Genomic DNA, 25,144 nt, shown 5'->3' with positions numbered 1-25,144 from the left:
TTCATCTCCTTCGCAGCATCATTCGTGCCAACCATTTTGCGTTGCTCTGTTCCCTTTGAGATGGGGTTGTTTTCTTCCGAAGGTGCCGTCGTGATGACCGGGTTTGTCGGCTTTTCGACATTGTCGCGTCGCACCTAGTGTCGCGTTCATTCTGTCCCGAACCGCCTCAGGATCGACTCGAACGGGACAAAGGTGTGGTCCCGAGTGGCCGGTTTGTCCGGATCGTGCTCTTTGAGCACCTTGAAGACCCGGTGGGTGAGTGGCGAGGATGTCGCGAAATCCTCATAGGCGCGTTCCAACGTCGCACGCGCCCGCGCGGCGATCACCCCGTCGGGAAGACCGGCGAAATCCTCTTCAGCGAGATATTGGCCCATGCGCTTCAGGATATGCAGCCGTGAGACATTGAGCACCTTCGGATCATAAGAGATGCCAAGGACTGCGAAGAACTCCTCCGCAGCCGACAGGCTCTTCAGCCGGGCGAGGATGTCGGTGACATTGATGGCGCGGCTTTCAGCGAAACAACTGCGCATTGCATTCTCCTGGGCCGGAAACGGTTGTCGGGTTCGCCTTGTCGCCCAGGCCTGGAGTCGATTGAAGTCCTCTCGCCTGGCTGGCAGATGGGGAAAGCTCACGCAGCTTCTTAACGATCCCGGGCATGACCTCGAGCACCCGGTCGACGTCCTCCTCGCCGTTGTTGCGCGAAAAGGAGAAACGGATTGCGCCGTGTGCCGCGTTATTGGGGATATTCATCGCCACCAAGACGTGGCTCGGCTCCAGCGAGCCGCAGGCGCAAGCAGAGCCGGAGGAGCAGGCAATGCCCTCGCGATTGAGGAAATGCAGTATGCCCTCACCTTCGATATCTCCAAAGGCGATGTTTGCGGTGTTCGGCAACCGCTTTAGCAAATCGCCGGCGACGAAGGCGTGTGGGATGCGCTGGAGAAGTTCCTTCTCCAGGCGGTCGCGCAACGCCTTTACCCGTATGTTCGCGTCGTCCATGAATTTCAAGGCAAGATCGGCTGCCACGCCGAGACCGACGATGCCTGGCGTATTTTCCGTGCCGGCGCGGCGGTTGCCCTCCTGGCCTCCCCCCTTGATCAGCGGACAGAAGCGCACGCCGCGCTTTACATAAAGTGCGCCGACCCCTTTCGGTCCGTGTAATTTGTGACCAGAGAGAGACAGCATATCGATTGCCGTCGATTTCAAGTCGATCGCAAGCTTGCCGACCGCTTGCACCGCGTCGGTATGAAAAAGGGCGCCGACTTCCTTGGCCAACTCAGCAAGCTCGACCACCGGGAAGATCGTTCCGGTCTCGTTGTTCGCCGACATGATCGAGACGATCGCCACGCGCGGGGTGAGGGCGGCCTTATAAGTGTCGAGGTCGAGCCGGCCGTGGCGATCCACCGGGATCCTATGCACCTTGATGGCGCGCGTCTTCTCCAGGTGGGCGCAAAGCGTCAGCACGGCCGAATGCTCGACTGCGGAAGTCACGATCTCTGTGCGCTCAGGCATCACCTCGAGCGCAGAAAGGATCGCGGCGTTGTCGCTTTCCGTCCCGCCCGAGTTGAAGGTAATCTCGTCGTCGAACTCCGCCCCGATGAGCGTTTGCACCTGCAGGCGCGTCTTTCTCACCGCCGCCCCGGCGAAAGTGCCAAAATCGTGGCTCGACGAAGGGTTGCCGAATTGGTCGGTAAAAAACGGCAGCATCGCTTGAACGACTTCAGGATCGACCCGTGTCGTTGCGTTGTTGTCCAGATAAACAGGTCTCATGGATGTGATCCTTCTCCTGAGCGCAATCACGCAAAGCGCACTTCCGGTCTGTCATGATGATGGCTAGCCGAAGGAGTTGCCGCGCGCTTCTTGGAGCCGGCGCGGCCGCTCGCCTCGACTTGATGCGCCAGCCTTGCGCCGGCTCGGGAAAGCGCCGTCTTTAGGCCAGGGCGTTTCGGTGTGCTGGATCATGGACTGTTTCTCCTTCAGGCCGGGACGCGTTCTCGAACAGCTACGCATGGACCGTGCCAAAGGAGGGGATCATTTCAAAACAACATGATGGCTCCAACACGGCTATGAAGCATGTCCGACATCGGAGGGAATTGTTCAACGCGGAACGCCGTTAAATCGGCGTGAATTCCGCTTCGCGTGAGGAGCAATCCTGTCGGGCCGTTCGCCAAGGATGCCCGCGCGACCGAGGCGTCCTGTCGGGTTTGTCGAGTGCGCGACACGGCACTGTTACGCCCCCGTTTGCCCTGCTGAGATCTCGTTTGTCATTGTAGAATATGCAGAAAATTCTTCTGAGCTTCTTTCTGAGCCTTTGGCGCGGCTTTTGCGGTTCTCTCCTCGTAGGGCAGCGCGTGCCCGCAGCCGATATTCATCTCGCGGGTGACATCGCGATCGATGGAACGAAGGAAAGAGCATGTCAGGTCCAGATCAGCCACCCGCATTCCGAGCGATGTTTTCGTCCTCACGCAGACCTTCCATTTCGGGTTTCTTGAGACCGAGCGGCCTGCTGCGCTCGTACAAAGCCAGGCATCGTTTTCACATCGATCTGCGCGGCGCCGCCTTTCGCGACGTTTTCAACTTCACCACACGCCACTGGAGCAGGCAGCCGGTCCGGCTCGCGATCATCATGATCGCGATGCTTGTCGCCACGCTCCTTGACGTCCTGACTCCGTTTTATTCCGGACGGCTCGTGGACGCGGTCGCCCAGGCAGCGACAGCCGACGCCGTCGTGTGGGATGCAGCACTTGCGGCCTTTTCAATGTTGATTGCGCTCGCACTCGGCGCCGTCGTCCTGCGCAACATCGCCTTCGTTGCCTACAATGACTTCATTCTGAAGATGATGTCGGACATCGCCAGCGACGCGTTCCATCGCGTCCAGCGCTTTTCGACCGATTGGCATGCGAAAACCTTCGCCGGCTCGACGGTGCGCAAGATCACGCGCGGCATGTGGGCGCTCTGCCTCCTCAACGACACGATCCTTTTCGCGTTGTTCCCGTCGCTCATCATGCTCGTCGGGTCGAGCGTTCTGCTCGGCTGGTATTGGCCGATGATGGGGCTGATCATCGCCTGCGGCTCGGTTGGCTATGTGGCGCTGATCATTATCCTGTCGCTCGGCTATGTGGCGCCAGCGGCAAGCCTTGCCAACAACTGGGATACGAGGCTTGGCGGCTCGCTTGCGGACGCGATCAGCTGTAACGCGGTTGTCAAAGGCTTCGGCGCCGAGGCGCGGGAAGATTATCGCCTCGCGAAAGTCATCTCCAAGTGGCGGCACCGCACCCGTCGGACCTGGGTGCGCGGGACGGTCAGTGCTGCATTCCAGGGGATCATGCTTCTTGCGATGAGAGCGGCTTTGATCGGCTATGCTTTATTTTCGTGGTCGCGCGGCCAGGCTACCCCAGGCGACATCGCCTTGGTGCTCGCGTCTTTCACCGTCCTGTATGGCTACTTGCGTGATGTTTCCATGCACGTGCGCGACATCCAGCGCTCTGTAAATGAGATGGAGGAACTGGTCAAAACCTACAGCCAGCCGCCCGACGTGGCGGATGTTCCGGGCGCCAAGCCGATCCGGATCACGAAGGGTCACATCGATTTTGAGAGCGTCCATTTCCACTACGGCAATCATTGGTCGCCCTTTTACAGCGACTTGTCGATTTCGATTGAGGCCGGCGCACGGGTCGGTCTGGTCGGCCCCTCTGGCTCCGGCAAGACCACCTTCGTCAAGCTCATCCAGCGGCTTTACGACCTGGATGCTGGACGAATCTTGATCGATGGGCAGGACATTTCGCGGGTGACGCAGGGCTCGCTGCGCTCGCAGATCGCGATCGTACAGCAGGAGCCCCTCCTGTTCCACCGCTCGCTGGCCGAGAACATAGCCTATGGGCGGCCGGGTGCTTCTCGGTCCGACATTGAGCAGGCGGCGCGGCTCGCCAGCGCGCATGACTTCATTGCGCGCCTGCCGAACGGCTATGGTACGCTGGTCGGCGAACGCGGCGTGAAGCTTTCAGGCGGCGAGCGCCAGCGTGTGGCGATTGCGCGCGCCTTCCTCGCCGATGCCCCGATCCTCATTCTGGACGAGGCGACATCGAGCCTCGATTCGGAATCGGAGGTGCTGATCCAGAAGGCGATGGAGCGGCTCATGGTCGGGCGCACCACGCTCGTCATTGCGCACCGGCTCTCGACGGTGCGGGCACTCGACCGGCTGCTTGTCTTCGACCGTGGTTGCATCACCGAGCAGGGCGACCATGCCGCGCTGATCCGTCGCGACGGCATGTACCGCCGCCTGTTCGAGCGGCAGGCCTTGGAACTGACAAAGGGATGGGATGAGACCAATGTGCAACACGGTTGAACGCGGCTTGAATTCAGCTTGCCTCCCCAGCAATCCTGTCGGGCCGTTCCTGAAAAGGCGGCCGCAACCTGTCGTCGGGCTTGTCCAATCCACGACACGCCTGGTGCCGGCCTGTCTTCCTGTCGCGCTCGCCGGTAAACCGATGAATGGGATGCAGACAACTTTTTATGAGCTGCGTCCTGCGTTTGCGGGACGGCGCTTGAGGCTTCATCCTGAGGCGGCGGCCGCCGCGCGATCATTTAGATCCTGGTTGATGCGATCAATGGAGCGAAGGAAAGCAACACGCCGGGTCCACGCGAGATCCGCCTTCTCTGGCATAGAGATGTCGCCAAATCGACACCCTCACAATATGCGCTCACCGCCCGCGTCGACGTCGGGAACAAGATCTTGATTGTCGGGTGCTCCAAACCGCTCTTATGCCGAACTCGATGGTGCAGGATACGGACCTGATCATGTCAGACCTTGCGCTGTTGCAGAAGAAGGTCCGCAAGCTGCAGTCGCGCGCGGGAGCCGCCAAGATGGAATTGCACGACCTTGCCGAGGACCTTCCGGTCAACTGGACCGAGATCGAGGCGGTCGCCTGGAAAGCCTTCGAGGTTTTTGCCGAGTTGGATGCGGCAAAGGAAGAACTCGCGGCGTTGGAGAATTCACAATGACGGGCGCTTTTGTCACCCGCGACGGCTCTCCCTGGACGCCGCACTATCTGACGGCGATCGATGGCGCGACCTGCATTGGCTGCGGCCGCTGCTTCAAGGTCTGCTCGCGCGAGGTCATGCACCTTCATGGCGTCGATGACGCAGGCGAAATCCTCGGCATCTGCGCGGGCGAGGATGACGACTTCGACGGCGAGCTCAACCGCATGGTCATGATCGTCGACCAGGCCGGCCGCTGCATCGGCTGCGGCGCCTGCGGCCGCGTCTGCCCGAAGAACTGCCAGACCCACCTTGCGGCCGACAAGCTTGCTGCATGAGCTTGGGACAAGACCAGGAGAACGGCGCCACATTCGCCCATCACGATGGCTGTTTCAGCACCAGCCAATGGTCGCCGACCGATCTGGCGACGGCGTTCGACCGGCATGTGCTTGCCTGTGTTGTCTACCTCGCGTTCGAGGAGGTCGAGGCCGGCAAAGCGACCGCGACCGAAGCAACCGGCCTTTCGCGTGCCGACCTGCGAGATGTCATGACACGCTATTTCCCGGCTGTGCCGGTCAATGCCTTCGCGCTGGAAAAGCTGACCGATCCCGAGCCGGATATGGAGGAAGGGCTTCTGCGCGGCCTGCTCATTGGGCATGCCAGGCCAGGCGATCCGGCCAGCACCCTCTTCGCCAAGATCATCGCCAGGCGTAGTTTGCGCAATGACCATCTGTGGCAGGACCTTGGCCTTTTTAATCGGGCCGAGCTCAGCCGCTTGATCGCCAGGCATTTCCCGGCGCTGGCGGCCGGCAACACCAAAAACATGAAATGGAAGAAGTATTTCTATCGTAAGCTCTGCGAGGCTGAAGGCTTTTCGCTATGCACCGCGCCCAGTTGTCAGGAATGCGGCCATTTCGAAAGCTGTTTTGGCCCGGAGGAAGGCGAAAGCCACTTGGCACGGATCAAGAACGGGTTCGCTTTGGATTAAGAGCCGCTTTCGTCGCCGCCGCCCGGGCTTGATTGGCATCGAAGACGCACGCGCTTTTCCCGGCGACGTCGCGCGGAGGACGGGATGTTCAGCGCCTCACGATATTTCGCAACGGTGCGGCGAGCAATGTCGATCCCGGTTTCCTTGAGCCGGGTGGCGATGTCGTCGTCGGAAAGCACTTCGTTGGGCGATTCCACGGCAACCATCGCCTTGATTTGATGGCGGACAGCTTCGGCGGAGTACGCGTCGCCGCCTTCGGAGGAGCCGATCGCGACAGTGAAAAAATACTTCAGTTCGAACACGCCGCGCGGGGTCAGCATGTACTTGTTCGACGTTACCCGGCTTACCGTCGACTGGTGCACGTTGATCGCATCCGCGACAGTCCTGAGATTGAGAGGCCGCAGGTGGGCGACCCCATGTTCAAAAAAGGCGTCCTGCTGGCGGATGATTTCAGCCGCTACCTTGAGGATCGTCTTGGCGCGCTGATCAAGGCTGCGGATTAGCCAGTTCGCGTTTTGGAGGCATTCGTTGAGAAATGACTGATCTTTCGAATTTTGAGCGCTTAGGCGGGAGACCTGGGCAAAATAGTTTTGGTTCATCAGCAGCCTGGGCAGCGTGTCTGGATTGAGTTCGATTTGCCACCCACCTCCGGGAGAGGGCTGGACCAAGACGTCGGGAATGATCGATTCAGGCCCTCCGGATTGGAATCGGTTTCCGGGCTTGGGATCGAGCGCGCGGATTTCGTGCAACATGTCGAGAAGGTCGTCTTCATCGACACCGCAATGGCGCTTCAATGTTTGAAAATCGCGTCGCGCCAGCGCTTCAAGATTGGCGACCAGCGCTGCCATTGCCGGGTCGAACCTGTCTAGCTGCCGCAATTGTATCTCAAGGCATTCGCTGAGAGTTCGCGCAAAAATACCCGGTGGATCGAACTGCTGCAAGGTTCCGAGAACCCGTTCCACAACAGCCTCCCGGACATTCAGGCTGCGGGCCAGTTCCGAGAGGTTCACCGGAAGGTATCCGGTGTCTTCCAGATGACCGGCAAGCTCGCCAGCTATTCGCCGCTCCAGCGGCGCGAATGCGCTGAGAGCGATCTGACGAGCGACATGGTCGTGCAATGTTTCGATGGACGTCCAGGAATCTTCGAACGCATGGTTTCCCCCCGGTTGGACATTGTTTTTGCCGCGGATTGATTTCCACTGCGAGGCCCGATCCGATATTCCGCCCGTGGTCGGCCCGATGCGCGGGCTCCCGGCCGAAATCGTGTCCTTCGGCGCCCGGTTTGAGGCCCGTTCCAGAAAGGGGTTCTTCTCGATTTCCTGCTCGACGAACTGATGCAGTTCGGGATGCGCCAGTTGCAACAGGCGAATGGATTCCATCATTTGCGGCGTCAAAACCAACGATTGCTTCTGACGCTGAAGCAGGCTTGCTGAGGACTCCATCGTTAGCGTGAAACTCCTACCGAGCGACCCTTCGCCTTGTGCAAGGGGATTTTCGAGACGTTGACTCGTCTAGATCATGCAGCCGTCACGGCTTTGGCGGCTCTCAGCGTTTCAAGGACGTTCTGCGGCGACGATACGCCATAGGGGTCGGCCTCGCAGTTGTCGCAGAAACCGTTCTCCTCGAAGCACTGCTCCACTACGCCATTGTTGATCACGGCAGCGTAGCGCCAGGAGCGCATGCCGAAGCCGAGATTGTCCTTGGCAACCAGCATGCCCATCTTGCGGGTGAACTCGCCCGAGCCGTCTGGGATGAGCTGGACTTTCTGCAGCCCCAGGGCCTTGCCCCAGGCATTCATGACGAAGGCATCGTTGACGGAAACGCAGTAGATCGCGTCAATTCCCACCTTCTCGAACTCGTCGTAGAGCATTTCGAAATCGGGCAACTGCAAGGTCGAGCAGGTCGGGGTGAAGGCACCGGGCAGCGAGAACAGGATGATGCGCTTGCCGCTGAAACAGTCGTCGGATGTCTTGTCTTCCCAGCGGTACGGGTTTGGCCCCTCGATGGACTCATCGCGAACACGCGTGCGAAAGGTGACTAAAGGAACCTTTTTTTTGACCGTCATCAATGTGCTCCTTGAGGAAAACTGGTGCGCTGCTTTTTCGGTTGAAACTGACACGGCATCGACCTCGGCCGGCAATTCGGCCGAGCGCCGCGCGTTTTGTGTCGGCCTTGGATCAGCCATGGCAAAACCGCTCGCAAGCACGAGCGTCTGAAGAAACGAGGTCTCGATTTGCGGCGGCAACGAGAACGGTACGCGCTTGTACGGGGCGTCGCGATGTCAGCAATGGTCTTACTCCTGGCCACCTTGTGATGGGTTCTGCCGGGTACAACGCAAGCGCCATGCCATTTGATTTTCAGGCTGGGGTTCACACTGTTTTTTGCAGCGACACTCTTTGCCTTGAGCGGCCAGAACCATGCCTTCGCCGAGAGCGAGCGCGCCCATAATCACCTGATCGTGGGCTCTGGGAGGAGGGGATCCCCCTTTATGGGTATCAAGCCGCGACCCTCTTTGTCCGAAGCTGGACAAAAATGTCGGAAGTCGGACCGTAGGGTCGCCAGGTCGCCGGCGCGGAGAACAGATGGCTCGTATTCGAAGCGAAAATCTGGGCTCAAACTCGGAACGAGGCACAGGAGTCGATCGGGGTTAACCTGACGAGGTCCCTATGGCCTCCGTTCTCAGGATTGAGACGGCTGAAGGGCCTACGCGCTTCGCCCTACGGACGCTCGCGAGACAGCTTCGAAATCGGAAATGGGTACAAGAAGCCAGCACGTCCATCAGCAAGCTGGCCATGTGATCTTTCTGAACCGCGCTTGCGTGAGCCGGGCACGGTCCCGAGGTGACGGAAAAAAGCCGCCTGGTGCTCTCGGAGCATTTTGAAGCTGCCGCGACTTTGCTGTCGGGTTTGTCATTTCCGGGACACGGCTTTGCTCCGCCAGGCTTGCGGCTGCGCATTCGTTCAAGCTGTTGAATGATATGTAGAAAATCTCCTGCAGGGCTCTTTCCGCGCCGTTGGCACGACTTTTGAAGCTCTCATGTGAGACGGCAGGAGATACCGACTGGCGTCCATTCGTGAGTGATATCGTGCTCAATGCAATGAAGGAAGACGACATGTCAGGTCAGCGTCAGTTCAGATTCTATCCGAAACGGGCATTGCCCGCGGAATGCAATATCGACCGGCGTGACTGGCGTCACCGTCACAACCGCCCGGCACCGGCCAATGGCCACCGATCGACCTGCAGATACGGTTCGACCAGAATGTGCTTGCTCCTGTCCTCTCGCCGGCGCTTGAGGAGACCGGCGAGCACTTCGGCGGCCAACCGGTCTTTCGCGTGCCGCGCTGCGGATATCCTCGAAGAGATGATCGACCCCGAACCGCTGTGGAGCAAGAGCTTCATTCCGGTTCGCCGTTCGAAGCTGGAAAATGCGGGGTCTCCGACGATTTCGCTCGTCGGCTCTTTGGCGGGCAGGCAGCGGTCTGGCCAAGAGGGCAACAAGCTTGCTGGATGGCCAAGATGCCATGGTGCGCGGCCTGGTTAGTGGTTAGACGGCAGGAGAAATGCAATGGCGATCAACCCGGTTCCAGATCATGTCCCGCCCGAAATGGTGAGAGACTTCAGCCTGTTCACATCGCCAGGCATGCCACCAACGCCCAACGGGGATCCACACGCAGCCGTCGCTTGCGCCCATGACGGGCCTCCGATCTTCTATTCCCCCTACAACACGCAAGATGGCCGGGGCACCTGGGTCATCACCCGCGCCGCAGACCAGCGTAAGGTGCTGCAGGACACTGAAACTTTTTCCAGCCATCGCAGCATCTTCTCCTCCATACTGGGCGAAACCTGGCCGACGATCCCGCTTGAGCTCGATCCACCGGCCCATGGCGCATTTCGCTCACTGCTCAGTCCGCTGCTTTCGCCCAAGCGGGTGACGGCACTGGAACCGGCTGTCCGTGAGCGAGCGATCGCCCTGATCGACCGGATCACCGCATCGGCCACGAGCTGCGACGTCATGAAGGATTTTGCCTTTCCGTTCACTGTCAGCATCTTCCTTCGCTTTCTGGGGTTGCCGGATCAGGGACTCGATACATTTGTCGGCTGGGCGAAAGATCTGCTCCACGGCGACGATGTGGAACGACCTGTGGCTGCCCGCAAGATTGTGGCTTTCATCGATGAACTTGCAACCAATCGCCGCAAGGATCCGGTCGACGATCTGATGACCTTCATCGTGCAGGCACAGATCGAGGGCCGCCGGCTAACCGACGGGGAGATTCGTGGCATCGGCGTGCTTGTGTTCGTCGCGGGACTTGACACTGTCGCAGCAGCCATTGGCTTTGACCTGGCTTATCTAGCGCGCAACCTCAAGGATCAGGAACTGCTGCGCAGCGAACCGGATCGCATCCTGCTCGCAACCGAAGAGTTGCTGCGGGCCTATCCGCCCATTCAGTTGATCCGCGTGGCTACGAAAGATATCGACTTCGAAGGCGCGCCGATCCGAAAGGGGGACTATGTTTCGTGCGCCACGATGATTGCAAATCGCGACCCGGAGGAATTCGAATCCCCCAACACGGTCGATCTGGCGCGAGAGCACAACCGCCACGCCGCCTTTGGCTATGGTCCCCACCGTTGCCTTGGCTCACACCTTGCCCGGCGCGAGATTGTCATTGGCCTGGAGGAGTGGCTGGCGCGCATACCGACCTTCCGGATCAAGGAGGGTACAGCGCCCATCACCTGTGGCGGCCATGTGTTCGGGATCGAAAATCTGATCCTGGACTGGTCATGACCATCGCCGAGCCATGCCAAGACAATGGAGGCAGCGCTATGCGCATTATCGTCCACAATGCCAAATGCCAGGGTCACGCGCGATGCTGGGCGCAAGCGCCGGACATCTTCAAGCTTGATGACGATGGCTACATCCTGCCCGGTGACATTCAGGTTGCGGAGGGGGAGCAACTGCTTGCGTCACAAGGCGCGCGATCCTGCCCCGAACGTGCGCTGGAAGTCGATCGCACATCGGCAGCGCGGTTCGAACCAGCCGCCATGCAACCAAGAACTGGGGAAGCTTAGGTGGAACCGACGAGAGGTGGCCCCACACCGCAAAGCAAGATGTCCGGCCGCTTCCCTGCCTACCTCCTCTCCGGCATCGAGACCTCAATGACACGCACGCGACACGTGAAGTTCGCCTCCGTTCTGGCTTCTTCAGTTGCCGATCGGTTCGACCTTGCACGCACCTAGAGGCACGAAACGCCTCTTCCAATCTCAAATTTGCGACAGAGCGATGGGCCAGGCAAAAATCACCGAACTGCGCGACCGCGAGGCGATCCGCGACTGCCTTTATCGGTACTGCCGCGGCATAGACCGCGCGGATGAGGCTGCGCTGCGCAGTGCATATTGGCCCGATGCGCATGACAATCACGGTGCCTATCGCGGCTCAGCCGAGGGCTTCTTTGAGTTTGCGCTTGGTCTCTTCAAAACCGGACCGCGCTTAATCCACCAGATCACGAACGTCTTGATCGAATTCATCGACCCGTCGGAGGCCGTGGTCGAAAGCTATTTCACCGCGCTGCAACGCGGACCAGACAATGACGGAGAAGCACGCCAGGTGCTTCTCTGCGGCCGTTACTGCGATCTTTTTCAGAAGAGGGAAGGGGCGTGGCGCATTGCCGAACGGACCGTCGTTTACGATTGGATCGAAGAGCAGACCCCACCAGCGGTCCCCGAGGCAGAACGGTTCGGCTTGCGGCAACCGATCGGAGCAGCGCATCCCAATGACCCGGTTTACGCGCTCAGGAAGCGCCGCAGCTCGTCATCAAAATGAAAATGCCATGCACGTCACCACAATCCTTTCCAAGGCTCCCAATTGCGGAGCCGCGTCGCGGGAGCGGTCGCGGAACGCAACACGTCTACCCGGTATGGAAACTCGCCGTCACCAGGACGTCCGCGACCGGTCTTGCGGCTGACTCGCGTCGATATCTCTGACGCTGGCTGCGGAGAGGTTCATATGAAGCAGGCAGGACGGGTCGTCATCATAACGGGAGCGGCAGGCGGAATCGGCCGTGCGCTGGTCGAGATCGTTGCCGCCGATGGAGACATCGTCGTTGCGGTGGACCTTCCTGGCAGCGGCGTTCTTGAACTGGCCGGCGGTCTCGGCCATCCGCATCTGGGCCTCGAATGCGATGTCTCACGAGAAGAGGACATTGTCGCCCTATACGGCCGCATCGAAGGGCAGTTCGCGAAAATCGATGTTCTCGTCAACAACGCGGCGATAGGACCCGCCATGGCTGCGACTATCGACACCGGTTTCGAGGCCTTCCGACGCGTGCTGGCAACAAATCTGATCGGGCCTTTCATCATGGCCGGCGAAGCGGCGAGGCGCATGCAGCCCGGCGCTGCCATTGTCAACGTCGCTTCGCTGGCGGGCGTGCTGGGCAATCCCAAGCGCAACGCCTATGCCAGCTCGAAGGCAGGCTTGATCGCTCTCACGAGATCGCTTGCATGCGAGTGGGCCTCGCGCGGCATCCGCGTAACGGCGGTAGCGCCAGGATACGTGCGCACGCCGATGGCGGCGGAACTGGAACGTGCGGGCAAGATGGACCTCGCGGCCGTGCGCCGCCGCGTGCCCATAGGGCGAATGGCGCGCCCCGACGAGATCGCTCGGGCCGTGCGTTTTTTGGCCAGCGCACAGACGGGCTACATCACAGGATCGGTGCTGACGGTCGACGGCGGTTGGATGTCGTTCAACCAGCCGGGCGACGCGCACCCGCCGGTCGACGAGACGCCTCGAGCCGAACTCTTCCGGCCGGCCGAACGAACTGGCGCGCGCACAGTGGTCGTGACGGGCGGTGCGAACAGTATAGGCGCCGCCGTCGTTCGCCGCTTTGCCGCGAACTCCGACACAGTCGTGATTGCTGATAAAGATGGTGCTGGGGCGGCAGAACTCGCTGGTTTGCTGGGCGGCAGGCACGTGGCGAAATCCGTCGACTTGGCGGTCGAGAGCGAGGTGGTGGCCCTGTTCGAGGAAATACGGGGGCGCTTCGGTCGCATCGAGATCCTCGTCAACTGTGCTGCTATTGCCGATACGTTTGTGCGAGGGATCGAAATCCCGCGACAGATCGAGCGAGTACTGGACGTCAATCTCACCGGCACCTTCACCTGCGCGCGCGAGGCGATCAAGTCGATGGACGCCGGCGGCGTAATCCTCAATCTTGGATCGATCAATAGTTTCCTGCCCTTCGTGCCGCGCCATGCCTACGGGGCGTCCAGGGCGGGTATGAACATTCTGACCCGGTGCATGGCGGCCGAACTCGGGTCGGTCGGCATCCGAACGGCCACCGTCGCTCTTGGCTATATCCGTACGCCTGACATTGCTCAGCTGGTCGAGTCCGGCTGCATCGATTCCGCAGCGATCAAACGGCGCATCCCGATGGGGCGGATGGGAGAGCCCGAAGACGTCGCCGAGGCAGTGTTCTTTCTGGCCTCGCCTGATGCCTCATACGTAAACGGCTCGACCCTCTACGTGGACGGCGGCTTGACCTCGTTGGCTGACGCGCGAAACGCCCAGCCAACCGATCAAGAAAATCCAACGGGATGTTCGCCGGCGACGGGTTGCGGTTCGTCGAAGCCGACGAGGTTCGAGGATTGAGACTGCGGCTGCATGGCACGTGCCAAGCGCGGCTTGCCAAGTGATCGTCTTCATCGGTGACGGAAAACTCGTCATCAGGGTCGAATCACTAGCCAGGTTTTGGCGCTTGCCTGCGGCCGCCGAACGATAAGCGGCTTTGCGCAAGATCGTCGACTACGTCGCCGCCAGGCCGGATCGATACCGCGGCCCACCCGCAATCGGCACAAGTCGAAGGCTTGATTGGCCACTTTGTGTAAACGAGGGACACGCCATGGAATTCGCGACGTTCAGCTTGGCGGCCCAGCGAGGCTATCATCAATCGTGCGACAGCGTCATCGGTAACTCCATAGAACAGACAATCGCTTCGGAGCAGGCTGGCTTCAACACCGCTTGGTTCGCCGAGCACCACTTCAACAATTACAGCCTGGTTCCCTCGCCCTTGATGATGGTGGCGCACTGTGCTGGCCTTACGAGCACCATTCGCCTTGGCACCGGTGTGTGTGTGCTGCCGCTATATCAACCGCAGCGCCTGCTCTCCGAGATCGGCTTTGCCGATATCGTTTCGAACGGCCGCCTCGAACTCGGCGTCGGCTCGGGATACCAGCAGTTCGAGTTCGAGCGCTTCGGCGTCGATGTCGATCAGGCGCCGGCCGTGTTTGCGGAATACCTGGATATCCTTCTCAAGGGCCTTAACCAGAAGGTCTTCGAGCACAATGGCCAGTATGAGAAGATACCTTTAACGGCGATTTCGCTGCGCACCATCCAAAGGCCAGCCCCACCGATCTGGATCGCCTGCGGGTCCGCGCGAAGCATGTGCCGGGCCTATCGTGAGGGCCACAATCTTTTCGTCACGGCGTTCCACAACGGCTTGGAAAACGTGAGAACGCTGCGTGAGACCATCGAGGCAGCAGCGGCCTCGCGGGGTAAGGATGTCACCGCCGCCAAGATAGGGCTTCTGCGCTGCTGCTATGCCAGCGACGATCAGGCGGAGATCGACAGCTATCTCGACAACGCCCGCTTCCAGCGCCGGCTATCTGAAGCACTTCATCAGCGCCGCCAGCAGAGCCGGGACGGCTATCTGCTGCAGGAAACACCGACGCAGCAGGATCTGTCGTTCGAGACCATGCGCCAGAACCTGCCGATCGGCAGCGTAAGTCGCGTCATCGATCGCCTGCTGGAAGAGATAAGTATCCTGAAGCCGGACCAGATCGCAATTCAGACCCAATTGGGAGATTTCGACCAAAAGACGATGCTACGCCAGATTGAGCTCTGGGGAGACAAGATCATTCCTGCGATCAACAAGTCGCTTGGTTAGGTCAAGGCCTGAAGCTCGGGGCGGGCCCCTGGGGGTGTTGAAATCTCGCATGCCGATGCCCGACACTTCGTCCATGCGGCATGGATATATAGTCAAGCCGCCTGATGATTGCCGGGATCGAAGACCAACGCCGTCCGTCACCTTGCCTGCACGGACCACCGGTCTTCCGCTCTCTGGGCCATCTCGCTTGCGATCGTTGATCGGCAGCCTGACGGGACGGCCGCCACTGCGCAGACGAATAGCCACTCCCACGGCCCCTCTTGTGTCCGAAGTTGGACGAGGATGTCGCAAGCCCGACCAAGGGTCGAGAGGGGACCTGGCCCGCCGGTATGGAGAACTGGTGCGGCGCAGGTGGTTCGCCAATTCGGCACGCGCCTTGCTTCATTGATTCTGTATGGGTGCACGACAGTGGCGGATCGCCAATCGGTGGGCAGAGCGTGCGTCACTGAAAGTACTTCGTGCGGCAGCGATGACAGGCTTGTCGGCTGGATAGCGTTGGTGGAGGTGAGACCGCATGGTGGAGAGGCAGTCTGGTGCGCAGACGCGCGAGAGCTTGCGCCGAATGATCGCGTCCAGTGAACTCGCCTTCGCAATGGAGGCTCATGACGGCCTTTCGGCGGCGATTGCCGAGCGCGCTGGCTTCAAGGCGCTCTGGGCGTCCGGCCTCTCGATTTCATCCAGCCTCGGATATCGAGATGCTAACGAAGCTTCCTGGTCCCAACTCGTCGACGTCGTTGAGCGAATTTCCGACACGGTGGACATTCCAGTCCTCGTCGACGGGGACAGCGGGTTCGGGAACTTCAACAATGCCCGTTTGGTCGCCCGCAAGCTGAGCCAACATGGCGCGAGCGGCATATGTCTCGAGGACACGGCGTTCCCGAAAATGAACTCGTTCATCGGTGATCGGCACCCGTTGGCCGATATTCCCGAGTTCTGCGGCCGGCTTAAGGCGGTGAAGGACCAAGTGCCGGATGCGGAGTTCGTTCTGGTCGCCCGGATCGAGGCGCTCATCGCCGGCCGCGGAGAGGATGAGGCGCTGGCGCGAGCACAAGCCTACGCTGAGGCCGGCGCCGATGCTATTCTGATTCATTCCCGCAAATCCAACGCTGAGCAGATTTTCGCCTTCACGCGCGCCTGGCAGGACCGCCTTCCGGTCGTGATCGTGCCTACGAAATATTACCGCACACCGGTCTCCGCGTATCGGGCGGCCGGAATCTCCACGGTCATCTGGGCGAACCACAACATGCGCGCGGCGATATCGGCCATGCGCCAGGTCTGCGACCGCATCCTCCGCGAAGAAAGTACCGCCGGTATCGAGGACGAGGTGGCGACGCTCGACGAACTCTTCGATCTGCTCAATTACCAGGAACTCTCAGCGGCGGAAGAGAAATATCTGCCGCAGACGGCGACCGGCGTCCGGTAGCAGGCCCAGCCCGTCTTTTGAAAAGCAAAACGAAAACGGGAGCGCACATGCTTGCGCATCGGACAAACCTGTTTGGCACATCGGGTACCGCCGCGGCGCGCGCTGCCGCAAAAGCGGCGGCCGATGCTGGCAAGGAGATCATCGATCTGACCGCCGGCGAGATCTGGAGCGAGCTTGCTCCCACGATTCGCGACGGCGCGATCGACGCCATCAATAAGGGCGTCAATCGCTATACCGATACGGTTGGCATGGTGGAGCTGCGCGAGGCACTGGCGCGGAAGATCTCCCTCGATACCGGACAGATCTGGAAGGCCGAGGAAGTTGCCGTGACGTCCGGAGCGAAGCAGGCCTTGTTCAATGCCGCAATGGTGCTGCTGAACCCGGGCGACGAGATCATCATCCCGGCGCCTTACTGGACAACGTTTCCGGCCCAGGTGCTAATCGCCGGCGGCACACCGGTCTTCGTCGACACCAGATCCAACGGTTACGTCCCGCGCCCCGAGCACATCAAGGAGGCGGTCACCGAACGAACGCGGGCGATCGTCGTCAACACGCCCAGCAATCCGGCCGGTGCGGTCTACGATGTTGAGACCCTGATGGCCATCGCTCAACTAGCGGTCAGCCACAACCTGTGGATCATTTTCGACGAGTGCTATGGCGCCTTCGTGCATGAGGATCATACCCACCATCCGATCGTCTCGGTCGCTCCCGAAATTCGAGCACGCGCGCTGATCGTCAGCTCCTTCAGCAAATCGCTGGCATTGACCGGCTGGCGCATCGGTTATCTGGCGGGTCCAAAAGAGGTGATCAATGCCGTCAAGGCCCTGCAATCGCACACCACTTCGAATCCAAACGTAATTGCCCAGCACGCGGTGCTCGCCCATTTGCAAAGGGATGGATCGGACTATGAAGGCAAGCTGCGTTCACGCCTGACAAGCGCCAGACGGGTGGGTCTTGACGTGCTTGCTTCGTTGACGCGTGTCCCGGTCGCCAGGGCGCAAGGCGGCTTCTATTTCTATCTCGACCTTTCCCGTCTGCTGCGACCGGGATCGGAAGACGGCAGCTCAACGACAGCCGACGATATCGTGACGGCTCTGCTTGCCGAAGCTGGCGTCGCAGCTGTGTCGGGCACCGCGTTCGGTGACCCCGCCGGCCTGCGCCTGTCCTATGGAATTCCACCTGAAAAACTCGCGACCGGCCTGGCCCGGCTCGTCGAATTCCTCAACGCCTGGAAATGACACCGCAACAAAACGAAAGAGGTGAATGAGATGCCTCCCGCTGCTCCCAGGAAAGCCGTCATTCTCGCTGCCGGCTTCGGCTCCCGCCTGCGTCCGCTGACCGATCTGTGTCCCAAGCCCCTCGTCGAAGTCAACGGCACACCGATACTTCACAATGCACTGTGGAACCTTCAGTCGGTGGGAGTTGAAGAGGTGACGATTGTTGTCGGCTATCGCAAGGATGCCATTCGCCATGCCTGTGGCGAACGCTTCGGCAGACTTGACATCAACTATGTCGAGTCCTCGGTCTTCGGCAAGACAGGGAGCGCGTACTCGCTCTGGCTGGCACGCGACACGCTTCTTTCCGGCGACTGTTATCTCCTCGAAGGTGACGTCTTCTTCGAAGAAGATGCACTGCGCCACTTGATCAGGGTCGAGGCGCCCAATGCCGCTGCGGTCGCGCCCTTCGATCCATCCATGGAAGGATCCGCGGCCGTCCTTTCCAGCGACGGCTTCATATCCGAAGTCCGGTTGAAGCAGACGGCGGCAAATCTGGCATCAGGCACCCCGGTGCTCTTCAAGATGATGAACCTCACCCGGTTCTCTGGCGCCGAACTCCAAACGGTGATCGTCCCGGTCCTCCACGACCTGATCGGCTCGGGCGCAATCAAAGCCTATACCGAGGAGCTGCTCGCGCATCTCATCGAGCAGCGCGGACTGCAACTCGCCGCGGCGCGATGTGACGATTTGCGATGGTACGAGATCGACAGTGAACAGGACCTGCGGGTAGCGGAAAGGATTTTCGCCTTCGAGCGACCTCACAGACATAGTGCCGACGCGCGGGCCGCCGTGGCGGGGGTAGGAGGATGATCCGCTATCTGTTCGACGCTGCAAATGCCATTACGGCCCTTGGGCTGATCTTGGCCACCACGGCGATCTACTTTGCTTTGATCGGGCGCTTCGAGATTGGCATCTGTTTCGGCTTGTGGGCTCTTTTGGCAGATGATGCCGACGGCATGGTCGCGAAGAGTTCCCCGAACCGGTCCGCTTTGATGGCACAGCTGGGTGGCGCGTTGGACGGGCTGCTTGATTTGGTCTACGCAGCCGTCTTTCCAGCGGTTCTGATTTTGTCCTTCAACGCGTTCTCCGTTCCCGCATTGTTGGCTGCCAACTGCCTCATCCTGTCAGGGGCTCTGCGCCTCAGCTATTTTTCGACGTTCGGACTGGACGCTGACGGATTCGGCAGAGGATTGCCGTTGAACAATAATCTCTTCGTGTTGGCGTTCCTCTTCGTCGCCGACCATCACTTGCCGGTGCAAGGCCTGGGCAACCTATTGATCGGTGCAGGATTTGTGCTGTCGGTCCTGCATCTTTCAAACTTCAAATTTCCAGGTACGGGCAGTGCGTTGCGCTTGGGTAATCTTACACTCGCCGCAGCCGGATCTGTCGCCTTACTCACAAAGTGAATCAGTTTGCAGCTATAGAGAAGAGAATACATGGAAAACTCCTTCGAGGCCGAAACTCGCACCGTCTTTGATCGCTACCAGCGCCAGCAGGTGAATGACGACCACATATTCGACAGGTTGGTCTCTCTAATCGAGGAGGAATATTTCGGCCTGCCTACCGGTAGCTTCCGCGGTCTTGATGTCCTGGACGCGGGCTGCGGCTCCAACGCGAATGCGTCCTATGCGTTTCTCGACAAGGGGGCACGAAACGTTGTTTCGCTTGAATTGAGCAATGATTGGATGGATTGCGCGCGCAAACGGCTCAGCCGATTTGGGCCGCGCTCGGAACTGGTCGCTGGCAGTGTGCTCGATCTGCCTTTTGACGACTTCAGTTTCGATTTTGTCCATTGCGCAGGGGTTTTGCCGCACACCAGCAATCCGAAAAAAGGCTTTGAAGAGCTTGCCCGTGTAACCCGCCCCGGCGGCAGCTTCTTTTTGACGATTATGGGTACCGCCAACGGCGTCATTTACCGATGCATCAATCACTTGCGAGAACTCTACCAAAGCGACGAACAATTCCGCAGTTCCATTGACAATCTGGATGCATCCACCGCACGCGAAGCCATCAACTGGCTGTTGCGAATAAAGGACGGCGAAGGGAAAGAATATATACCTGGCGAAAACGAATTCTTTCGGAGTCTTTTTGATGATGATTTGTTCGTGACGATCCGGGATCGTTTCCAGGCGCCGACCTATCACGGGTTCGCATTCACAGAGGTGCAAATCCGAGGCTGGTATGGCGAGTGCGGCTTCGAGAAGATCCGCAGGATCTCAAGGTATACAAAAAATTTCCATAATCTTCGACGCTTTCTCGCTCCGATGTACCGTCATTATGACCACCCGCTGGCCCGCTTCTGGTTCGGCGATGGCTGCATCCAGATGATCGGCGAAAAGCCGAGCACGTAGTTGGCGTTTTTCGTGCCAAGAGAGCGACCCCAATGTGCGGAATCTTTGGGATAGTCCTCAAAAACGAGGGAACACCCGTTTGTGCTGAGGCCGTTGAGCGTTGCGCTGAGGCTCTCGCTCATCGCGGGCCTGATGCCAGCGGCCTATACATTGATCAATCGGTCGCATTCGCGCATCGACGGCTATCGATTGTCGACGCTCATTCTCGCGCCAATCAGCCCTATCGCGATGACAATACCGGAGTGGTGGTGACGTACAACGGCGAGATATTCAACTATCGGGAAATTAGAGCTGAATTGAGGGATATGGGTTTTTCCTTCTCGACGGTGTCCGACACCGAGGTTCTAATTCTTAGCTATATTGCTTGGGGAAAGTCATTCTTAAATCGTCTTGACGGGATATTTGCCTTCGCGCTTTTCGACCCGCGGAACTCGCTTGTTCTCATCGCCCGAGATCGTTTGGGGGTAAAACCCCTTTACTACACGATCTGCGACGTTGGGCTTCTGTTTGCGTCGCAGCCGAACGCTCTCATTCGCTGGCCGGGCGTCATGCGCGGACCCGACATGATCGGCGCGCTCAGCTTTCTATCCTATCGCGCGGTTGTCGGCGCCAGAACGCTGTTCGCCGGGATCTCCAAGTTAGAGCCCGGCCATCTCCTCGAAATAAGAAATGGGCGACACACGTCCGAACGTTGGTGGAATCTGTCAGAGCGCATTTCGCGATCGAAGCCGGACTATTCCGACATAAGGAGACTATTTGGAAGCGCCGTCGAACGTCAGCTGGTGTCTGACGAACCGGTCGCCGCATTGTTGTCCGGTGGACTTGACTCGAGCATCCTGGCCTATGAGGCATCAGCTCGCTCACAAATCCGTCCGATCTGCTATACCGGCAAGGTCGAGCCCGCCGATTATGACGAGACGGCCTATGCGATGGAGGTCGCAGCAGAATTCGGGCTCACTCACCGGGTCGTCCCGATTGGAGAACCATCCGATATCAACGTTGTAGCAGAGCTGGTTCGCCTGCGCGGACATCCGCTTGGAATGCATAACGAAACCGCCATGTTTACGCTCGCAAAGGCGATTTCGAAGGAGCACAAAGTCGTACTTACGGGCGAGGGTGCCGATGAGATTTTTGCTGGCTACAGCCGATTGTTCCGTACGCCGTATGATTACAATCGAAGCAAGATCATCGCCACATTACCACGTGCTCTTGCCCAGGTCGCACGCCGACGCCTTGGACTCGGCGTCCATTGCTCTCAATTGCAGTTCTTCCTGACGCGTTACAGCTACTTCCCGACCGATGAAATCCGCTCGCTTGCCATCGATGGGCGGATACGAAGGGAGCACGAGATGGCTCTGTTCGATCACTTCTCGACTCAATTTGCAGAGGCCGGCGGAGATTTCTTTAGCAAGATCTCATATGTTCTCGTCTCTACGCATTTGCCCGCATTGCTGGAAATGGTTGACAACACCACAATGGCGGCTGGGCTTGAAGCTCGCGTTCCTTATACCGATCACCAGCTCGTTACCGCCGCAATGGCGATGCCCGGCTCACAGCGGTTGAGGCGGAGGTCTCCAATCGCTTCGGTCCAGGCACTGTGGCATCCGGTTGCTTCCTTCAGCGAACGTCTCGATGTCTCAAAATTCCCCTTAAGAAGGGAATACCGGAGCGTCTTGCCCAGATCTGTTCTATCTCGCAAAAAGATGGGATTTCCGCTGCCACTGGGTCAGTGGGCCGTTGGCGAGGGAGCAACGGAATATCGAAGGCTGCTGTTTGATAAGGACTCTCCACTGGGAGATTTGTTCGATCCTGCTGCTTTGTGGCGTTGGTTCGAGGCCGGACGACGAAATCCTTCAGACTCGTTTGGTCGGAAGTTCTGGCTGTTGGCCAACCTTGGGATATTTTTCAAAGAGGTATTCTCATGACGAATATGCGAGCCCGCAGGCGGTCGCTTGCGGGCATCTTACAGAAGACCCTTTGCCGAAAACGGGGCGTCGGACAATCCCAAGATCTGAGCAATGGTTGGCGTGAACTCTTCAGCGGAGCCCCAGGCAATATTGCAAGGTTGCATTCCAGGGATGCTCAACAGGCATATCCGATCGTCCTCCGCGCTGCCCGGTCGAAAACCGTGGGTGGACAAGTATCGAGGTCTGCCCGTCGGGCCAGCTTCTTGCGTGTCTCCAACGGTCTCCTCGAAGGAGTGTCCAGGGGGTGCGAGATAGGTCGCAATGCAATCGCGTTCATTTACCGGAACATGGTCGCTCGACCACGGCTCCACTTGGAAGCGCGCCAACAGTCCGTCTGCGATTCTGCGGTCATGAGCTCCGTCAACCAGGACATGGAGCGTCGCTCCTTCACTTTCCCAAAGCAAGTCAGGGATGATCGCATCCGGATAAATGGTTGTGTGGACGGCGCTATGTCCATGGTCACTTGCGACGACGATCGCGTAATCGTCTTCCCGCCCGACTCGCCTCAGTCCTTCGATGAGAGCGCCAATCATCATGTCGGCCGCGGCGATAGACCAATGTGCCGCCTCGCTTTCGTATCCGAACTGATGCTGAATCGAATCCGTCATGTCGATCTCGGTCAAAATGAGATCAGGCGGGTTCTCCGAGCAAGCCAGCGCTCCTGCAGCCCCCATCATGAGATGATCCGCGGCCAGGCCCGCAACGAGAGCAGTGCTCGCAACGGTGTCACTACTGGACGGGAAGCCGAAGAGATCGAACACGCCGGCGGCTCGCAACCGCCCATTTGGATCTTTGATCATGCGCGAGCGAGCGATGCGGTTTTCGGGCAGGCTCTTAAATGACCGGCTTCCCTGGAGAAACCCTCGTTCCCACCAGGCCGGCACGAAGACATCGCAATCGGCTGGGTCGATCAACCCAGCACCGATGGACGCGACATCAAGCCCGCTATTTTTGGCAAGCTTTGCAATGGTCGGAACCCGCAGATCAGACGCGTCGGCGCAGACAAACGAGCCATCTCGCACAATGTGGTTTCCGTAGATCCCGTTCGCTTGAGGCGCCGCGCCGGTTAGCATGCTTGCGCGCCCCGGCATCGACGTTCCCGGCACCGTTGAGCGCAGGCGAGTAATGGAAAGACCGTCTCCTGCCAAACGAAGAAGCGTCGGCAACCGATGTTTGTGCTTTTCGAAATAGTCCGCGCTTACGCCGTCCATGAGGATCAGAATCGCTTTCGTAGGAGCGCGCGGCTTTATCGAGGCAGGCGTCTGAAAACGAGCGGTAGGCTTGGATGGATTGGTGTGGGTCATATTGCACCTCGAAGAGACCGATCGAAACCGAAGTCCCCTATAGGCTTCGGATGACGCCGATATGAACGCATCACGGGATACTTCGAGCGCCCGTAAGTCGTTTTGATTTTGGGGATGGGCGCTTCTACGCGCGCTTTTTGCTTCCTTCAGAAGAAAGGAGTCCGAGGTGGCCGATACGACCCGTGCTATTTTTATCCTCGATTTCGCAGGGCCAAAAATACATCTGTGGAGTGGCAGCTACGATGCACCGTTGGTTCCTATCAACGGTCAGCCGCTCTTGGACCGTCTCGTCAACGCCTGTGTCGAAAACGGCATTGAAGATGTCACCGTCGTTGAAAACTTGAGCAGCGGCACATTCGATGGGTTCCGCCTGCAGGACAGTACAAATACGCTTTCGTGGCACGACGCGCATGACGGCGATCTCATTGAGAAGTTCCGCCAACATGATGGCGATACCCTCCTGATATGGGGAACGCCGCTTTTCGACAGTGAGGTTCTTGACGGTATCGATGTCAACAAAGGTTTGCGCGGCTCCGCTTGGCGGCCCGACGCGCCGACCGGGATTTATCGATTGAGTGCTGATGTTCTACGCAATCTTCTGGCCGAAAGCCGCGCCGCGGCATCTCTGCATCAGGCCTTGAGCACGTTGGTCGCGGGCCTGTCCCAGCTGGACGTAGCGTTGCCTGACAATGTGCTGAATGTTGGCTCCAAGCTGCTCGATATTTGCGACGGTGTCGACGCATCCATCGCGGAATTTCGGTGTGACAAGGAGAACGTGCTGCGGCGTCTGGAAACGAGCGTCGGAGGTTATTGGCGCAAGCCAATCGCCGAGCACATGCTTCTTTGCAATACCCGCTTCCCTCCCAAGACTTTTTACGATCGGCTGGCGGCGAGGCTCGAAGGCGTGTTGACATGCTATCCTTCTCAGCAGATCGATATCGCTTCAGTTGTTGGCACGATGACCTCGCAGCAGCCGGACTTTATTGCAGTCGGAAACGGGGTGACCGATCTCATCCAGGCGCTCTATTCAACGCTGAACCCCACAATCGCGATTCCCGTGCCGACGTTCGCCGGCTTTCAAACACCACTCGATGACGAACAAAAGAACAACTTCGTCCTCACCCCGCCCTATTTCGATCTCGACGTTCGAGCTTTCCTGGAATTCGTACTGGCGACAGGCGCGGATACGGCAATCGTTGTAAATCCAAACAATCCGACCGGTCGACTTGTTGATCATGCTGACGTGGCATGGCTGGCGGAGGCCCTAGGATCTCGAGGGCGGCGGCTGATCGTGGATGAATCGTTCATTGATTTCCCCGCTGATGGCCGATCAAACAGCGTTGAGACTCTGGTGCCGTCCTGTGCCAATTTGATCGTGGTGAAGAGCCTTGGAAAGGTCTTCGGACTTGGAGGAATCCGGCTCGCCTACCTCATGGCTGGCGATCCCGCGCTCGTTGCCGCTGTGCGCCGGAAACTGCCGCTGTGGAACATTAACGGTATTGCGGAATACACACTGTTCCTGCTTCCCGAATTCGCAGAGGAACTGAAACACAGTCTAGAGATGTTGCGAGAAGATAGAGAGCTGTTCATCGAGGAGCTGCGGACGGTACCGGGCCTCGACGTCGTACCTTCGCAAACGAATTTCATCTTGTGCCGGCTGCCTGAAAATGCGGTATCCGCTGCCGAGCTCAAGCGCCGCCTCGTTCTGTTCGAATCCGTCCTCGTAAGAGAATGCGGATATCAAGCCATGAACGACGCAGATCGATATCTGCGCCTGACGGTTCGAAGTCGGACGGAAAACGAAAGGCTGGCAAAAGCTCTGCGGCGCACCTTAAGCCGCTCAACGGCCTCTGAGAGTGACGCCCTGACGTGACATTTGCGCAGCGAACTGAATAGTCTTTTTTCGAATGCCGCGAGAGAGAGA

23 protein-coding genes are annotated in these 25,144 nt (G+C 59.1%); 17 read left to right on the top strand and 6 right to left on the bottom strand.

Going from position 1 to position 25,144, the window contains the following annotated elements; genetic code table 11:
- Positions 1–146 precede the first annotated feature (146 nt).
- From nifW to AC1DZU_RS27575, 3 genes are all read right to left on the bottom strand, one after another.
- Entirely contained in the window at positions 147–530 is a 384-nt protein-coding gene (gene nifW, locus AC1DZU_RS27585; protein WP_477289789.1) for a nitrogenase stabilizing/protective protein NifW, read from the bottom strand.
- The gene (gene nifS, locus AC1DZU_RS27580) at positions 511–1,767 is read right to left on the bottom strand and encodes a cysteine desulfurase NifS (protein WP_477289788.1); all 1,257 of its coding nucleotides are present in this window, start codon (positions 1,765–1,767) and stop codon (positions 511–513) included. The genes nifW and nifS overlap by 20 nt, the downstream gene beginning before the upstream one ends.
- Before the next feature lie 494 nt (positions 1,768–2,261).
- Positions 2,262–2,432 (bottom strand): hypothetical protein, encoded by a 171-nt coding sequence (locus AC1DZU_RS27575; RefSeq protein ID WP_477289787.1) that lies wholly within the window; start codon positions 2,430–2,432, stop codon positions 2,262–2,264.
- Positions 2,433–2,446: 14 nt separating this feature from the next.
- On the opposite strand from AC1DZU_RS27575, the gene AC1DZU_RS27570 reads away from it, so the two are divergent.
- The 4 genes from AC1DZU_RS27570 (at position 2,447) to AC1DZU_RS27555 (ending at position 5,962) form a co-directional block, all read left to right on the top strand.
- Positions 2,447–4,342 carry an ABC transporter ATP-binding protein gene (locus AC1DZU_RS27570; RefSeq protein ID WP_477289813.1) on the top strand — a complete coding sequence of 632 codons (1,896 nt, stop codon included), beginning with the start codon at positions 2,447–2,449 and terminating at the stop codon, positions 4,340–4,342.
- A gap of 452 nt (positions 4,343–4,794) precedes the next feature.
- Positions 4,795–4,998, top strand: coding sequence for a CCE_0567 family metalloprotein (locus AC1DZU_RS27565; protein ID WP_027033180.1), 204 nt, complete (start codon positions 4,795–4,797; stop codon positions 4,996–4,998).
- The gene (fdxB, locus tag AC1DZU_RS27560; RefSeq protein ID WP_477289786.1) at positions 4,995–5,312 is read left to right on the top strand and encodes a ferredoxin III, nif-specific; all 318 of its coding nucleotides are present in this window, start codon (positions 4,995–4,997) and stop codon (positions 5,310–5,312) included. Before AC1DZU_RS27565 ends, fdxB begins: the two co-directional genes overlap by 4 nt.
- Entirely contained in the window at positions 5,309–5,962 is a 654-nt protein-coding gene (locus AC1DZU_RS27555) for a nitrogen fixation protein NifQ (protein WP_477289785.1), read from the top strand. Before fdxB ends, AC1DZU_RS27555 begins: the two co-directional genes overlap by 4 nt.
- Here AC1DZU_RS27555 and rpoN read toward each other — a convergent pair.
- Positions 5,959–7,404 (bottom strand): RNA polymerase factor sigma-54, encoded by a 1,446-nt coding sequence (gene rpoN / locus AC1DZU_RS27550; protein ID WP_477289784.1) that lies wholly within the window; start codon positions 7,402–7,404, stop codon positions 5,959–5,961. The genes AC1DZU_RS27555 and rpoN overlap by 4 nt on opposite strands.
- Positions 7,405–7,478: 74 nt before the next feature.
- Positions 7,479–8,027 carry a redoxin family protein gene (locus AC1DZU_RS27545; protein WP_477289783.1) on the bottom strand — a complete coding sequence of 183 codons (549 nt, stop codon included), beginning with the start codon at positions 8,025–8,027 and terminating at the stop codon, positions 7,479–7,481.
- On the opposite strand from AC1DZU_RS27545, the gene AC1DZU_RS27540 reads away from it, so the two are divergent.
- From AC1DZU_RS27540 to asnB, 12 genes are all read left to right on the top strand, one after another.
- Positions 8,017–8,178 carry a hypothetical protein gene (locus AC1DZU_RS27540; protein ID WP_477289782.1) on the top strand — a complete coding sequence of 54 codons (162 nt, stop codon included), beginning with the start codon at positions 8,017–8,019 and terminating at the stop codon, positions 8,176–8,178. The two genes, AC1DZU_RS27545 and AC1DZU_RS27540, sit on opposite strands and share 11 nt — an antisense overlap.
- Positions 8,179–9,527: 1,349 nt before the next feature.
- Positions 9,528–10,745, top strand: coding sequence for a cytochrome P450 (locus AC1DZU_RS27535; protein ID WP_027033184.1), 1,218 nt, complete (start codon positions 9,528–9,530; stop codon positions 10,743–10,745).
- A 38-nt stretch (positions 10,746–10,783) separates the two neighbouring features.
- Entirely contained in the window at positions 10,784–11,029 is a 246-nt protein-coding gene (locus AC1DZU_RS27530; RefSeq protein ID WP_027056547.1) for a ferredoxin, read from the top strand.
- A 211-nt stretch (positions 11,030–11,240) separates the two neighbouring features.
- On the top strand, positions 11,241–11,780 hold the full coding sequence (locus tag AC1DZU_RS27525) for a nuclear transport factor 2 family protein (RefSeq protein WP_006333835.1): 540 nt from the start codon (positions 11,241–11,243) through the stop codon (positions 11,778–11,780).
- A 183-nt stretch (positions 11,781–11,963) separates the two neighbouring features.
- Positions 11,964–13,604, top strand: a complete 1,641-nt coding sequence (locus tag AC1DZU_RS27520; RefSeq protein WP_477289812.1) for an SDR family oxidoreductase — start codon at positions 11,964–11,966, stop codon at positions 13,602–13,604.
- 250 nt (positions 13,605–13,854) lie between these two features.
- Entirely contained in the window at positions 13,855–14,898 is a 1,044-nt protein-coding gene (locus AC1DZU_RS27515; RefSeq protein WP_477289781.1) for an LLM class flavin-dependent oxidoreductase, read from the top strand.
- Between the two features lie 514 nt (positions 14,899–15,412).
- The gene (gene aepX / locus AC1DZU_RS27510) at positions 15,413–16,321 is read left to right on the top strand and encodes a phosphoenolpyruvate mutase (protein WP_477289780.1); all 909 of its coding nucleotides are present in this window, start codon (positions 15,413–15,415) and stop codon (positions 16,319–16,321) included.
- A gap of 47 nt (positions 16,322–16,368) precedes the next feature.
- On the top strand, positions 16,369–17,559 hold the full coding sequence (locus tag AC1DZU_RS27505; RefSeq protein ID WP_477289779.1) for an aminotransferase class I/II-fold pyridoxal phosphate-dependent enzyme: 1,191 nt from the start codon (positions 16,369–16,371) through the stop codon (positions 17,557–17,559).
- A gap of 30 nt (positions 17,560–17,589) precedes the next feature.
- Positions 17,590–18,408 carry a phosphocholine cytidylyltransferase family protein gene (locus AC1DZU_RS27500; protein ID WP_477289778.1) on the top strand — a complete coding sequence of 273 codons (819 nt, stop codon included), beginning with the start codon at positions 17,590–17,592 and terminating at the stop codon, positions 18,406–18,408.
- Positions 18,405–19,004, top strand: coding sequence for a CDP-alcohol phosphatidyltransferase family protein (locus AC1DZU_RS27495; protein WP_136617683.1), 600 nt, complete (start codon positions 18,405–18,407; stop codon positions 19,002–19,004). Before AC1DZU_RS27500 ends, AC1DZU_RS27495 begins: the two co-directional genes overlap by 4 nt.
- Positions 19,005–19,034: 30 nt before the next feature.
- The gene (locus AC1DZU_RS27490; protein ID WP_477289777.1) at positions 19,035–19,949 is read left to right on the top strand and encodes a class I SAM-dependent methyltransferase; all 915 of its coding nucleotides are present in this window, start codon (positions 19,035–19,037) and stop codon (positions 19,947–19,949) included.
- Between the two features lie 32 nt (positions 19,950–19,981).
- Positions 19,982–21,874, top strand: coding sequence for an asparagine synthase (glutamine-hydrolyzing) (asnB, locus tag AC1DZU_RS27485; RefSeq protein ID WP_477289776.1), 1,893 nt, complete (start codon positions 19,982–19,984; stop codon positions 21,872–21,874).
- A gap of 38 nt (positions 21,875–21,912) precedes the next feature.
- Here the strand turns inward: asnB and AC1DZU_RS27480 are convergent, their stop codons facing one another.
- Entirely contained in the window at positions 21,913–23,220 is a 1,308-nt protein-coding gene (locus AC1DZU_RS27480) for an alkaline phosphatase family protein (protein ID WP_477289775.1), read from the bottom strand.
- A gap of 166 nt (positions 23,221–23,386) precedes the next feature.
- On the opposite strand from AC1DZU_RS27480, the gene AC1DZU_RS27475 reads away from it, so the two are divergent.
- Positions 23,387–25,093: an aminotransferase class I/II-fold pyridoxal phosphate-dependent enzyme gene (locus tag AC1DZU_RS27475; RefSeq protein ID WP_477289774.1), complete on the top strand. Its 1,707-nt coding sequence runs from the start codon at positions 23,387–23,389 to the stop codon at positions 25,091–25,093.
- The last annotated feature ends 51 nt before the right edge of the window (positions 25,094–25,144 follow it).

Source organism: Mesorhizobium sp. P2_A12, assembly GCF_056405075.1.
This window is presented reverse-complemented; position numbering and strand designations above follow the sequence as displayed.

What these genes read in the sequence shown, in the direction of transcription:
- AC1DZU_RS27520 (WP_477289812.1), top strand. Translation starts at nt 11,964, where the DNA reads ATGAAGCAGGCAGGACGGGTCGTCATCATAACGGGAGCGGCAGGCGGA.
- AC1DZU_RS27480 (WP_477289775.1), bottom strand. Translation starts at nt 23,220, where the DNA reads ATGACCCACACCAATCCATCCAAGCCTACCGCTCGTTTTCAGACGCCT.
- AC1DZU_RS27515 (WP_477289781.1), top strand. Translation starts at nt 13,855, where the DNA reads ATGGAATTCGCGACGTTCAGCTTGGCGGCCCAGCGAGGCTATCATCAA.
- AC1DZU_RS27545 (WP_477289783.1), bottom strand. Translation starts at nt 8,027, where the DNA reads ATGACGGTCAAAAAAAAGGTTCCTTTAGTCACCTTTCGCACGCGTGTT.
- AC1DZU_RS27525 (WP_006333835.1), top strand. Translation starts at nt 11,241, where the DNA reads ATGGGCCAGGCAAAAATCACCGAACTGCGCGACCGCGAGGCGATCCGC.
- AC1DZU_RS27555 (WP_477289785.1), top strand. Translation starts at nt 5,309, where the DNA reads ATGAGCTTGGGACAAGACCAGGAGAACGGCGCCACATTCGCCCATCAC.
- rpoN (WP_477289784.1), bottom strand. Translation starts at nt 7,404, where the DNA reads ATGGAGTCCTCAGCAAGCCTGCTTCAGCGTCAGAAGCAATCGTTGGTT.
- AC1DZU_RS27535 (WP_027033184.1), top strand. Translation starts at nt 9,528, where the DNA reads ATGGCGATCAACCCGGTTCCAGATCATGTCCCGCCCGAAATGGTGAGA.
- AC1DZU_RS27500 (WP_477289778.1), top strand. Translation starts at nt 17,590, where the DNA reads ATGCCTCCCGCTGCTCCCAGGAAAGCCGTCATTCTCGCTGCCGGCTTC.
- nifW (WP_477289789.1), bottom strand. Translation starts at nt 530, where the DNA reads ATGCGCAGTTGTTTCGCTGAAAGCCGCGCCATCAATGTCACCGACATC.
- AC1DZU_RS27530 (WP_027056547.1), top strand. Translation starts at nt 10,784, where the DNA reads ATGCGCATTATCGTCCACAATGCCAAATGCCAGGGTCACGCGCGATGC.
- fdxB (WP_477289786.1), top strand. Translation starts at nt 4,995, where the DNA reads ATGACGGGCGCTTTTGTCACCCGCGACGGCTCTCCCTGGACGCCGCAC.
- AC1DZU_RS27495 (WP_136617683.1), top strand. Translation starts at nt 18,405, where the DNA reads ATGATCCGCTATCTGTTCGACGCTGCAAATGCCATTACGGCCCTTGGG.
- asnB (WP_477289776.1), top strand. Translation starts at nt 19,982, where the DNA reads ATGTGCGGAATCTTTGGGATAGTCCTCAAAAACGAGGGAACACCCGTT.
- AC1DZU_RS27570 (WP_477289813.1), top strand. Translation starts at nt 2,447, where the DNA reads ATGTTTTCGTCCTCACGCAGACCTTCCATTTCGGGTTTCTTGAGACCG.
- aepX (WP_477289780.1), top strand. Translation starts at nt 15,413, where the DNA reads ATGGTGGAGAGGCAGTCTGGTGCGCAGACGCGCGAGAGCTTGCGCCGA.
- nifS (WP_477289788.1), bottom strand. Translation starts at nt 1,767, where the DNA reads ATGAGACCTGTTTATCTGGACAACAACGCAACGACACGGGTCGATCCT.
- AC1DZU_RS27505 (WP_477289779.1), top strand. Translation starts at nt 16,369, where the DNA reads ATGCTTGCGCATCGGACAAACCTGTTTGGCACATCGGGTACCGCCGCG.
- AC1DZU_RS27565 (WP_027033180.1), top strand. Translation starts at nt 4,795, where the DNA reads ATGTCAGACCTTGCGCTGTTGCAGAAGAAGGTCCGCAAGCTGCAGTCG.
- AC1DZU_RS27490 (WP_477289777.1), top strand. Translation starts at nt 19,035, where the DNA reads ATGGAAAACTCCTTCGAGGCCGAAACTCGCACCGTCTTTGATCGCTAC.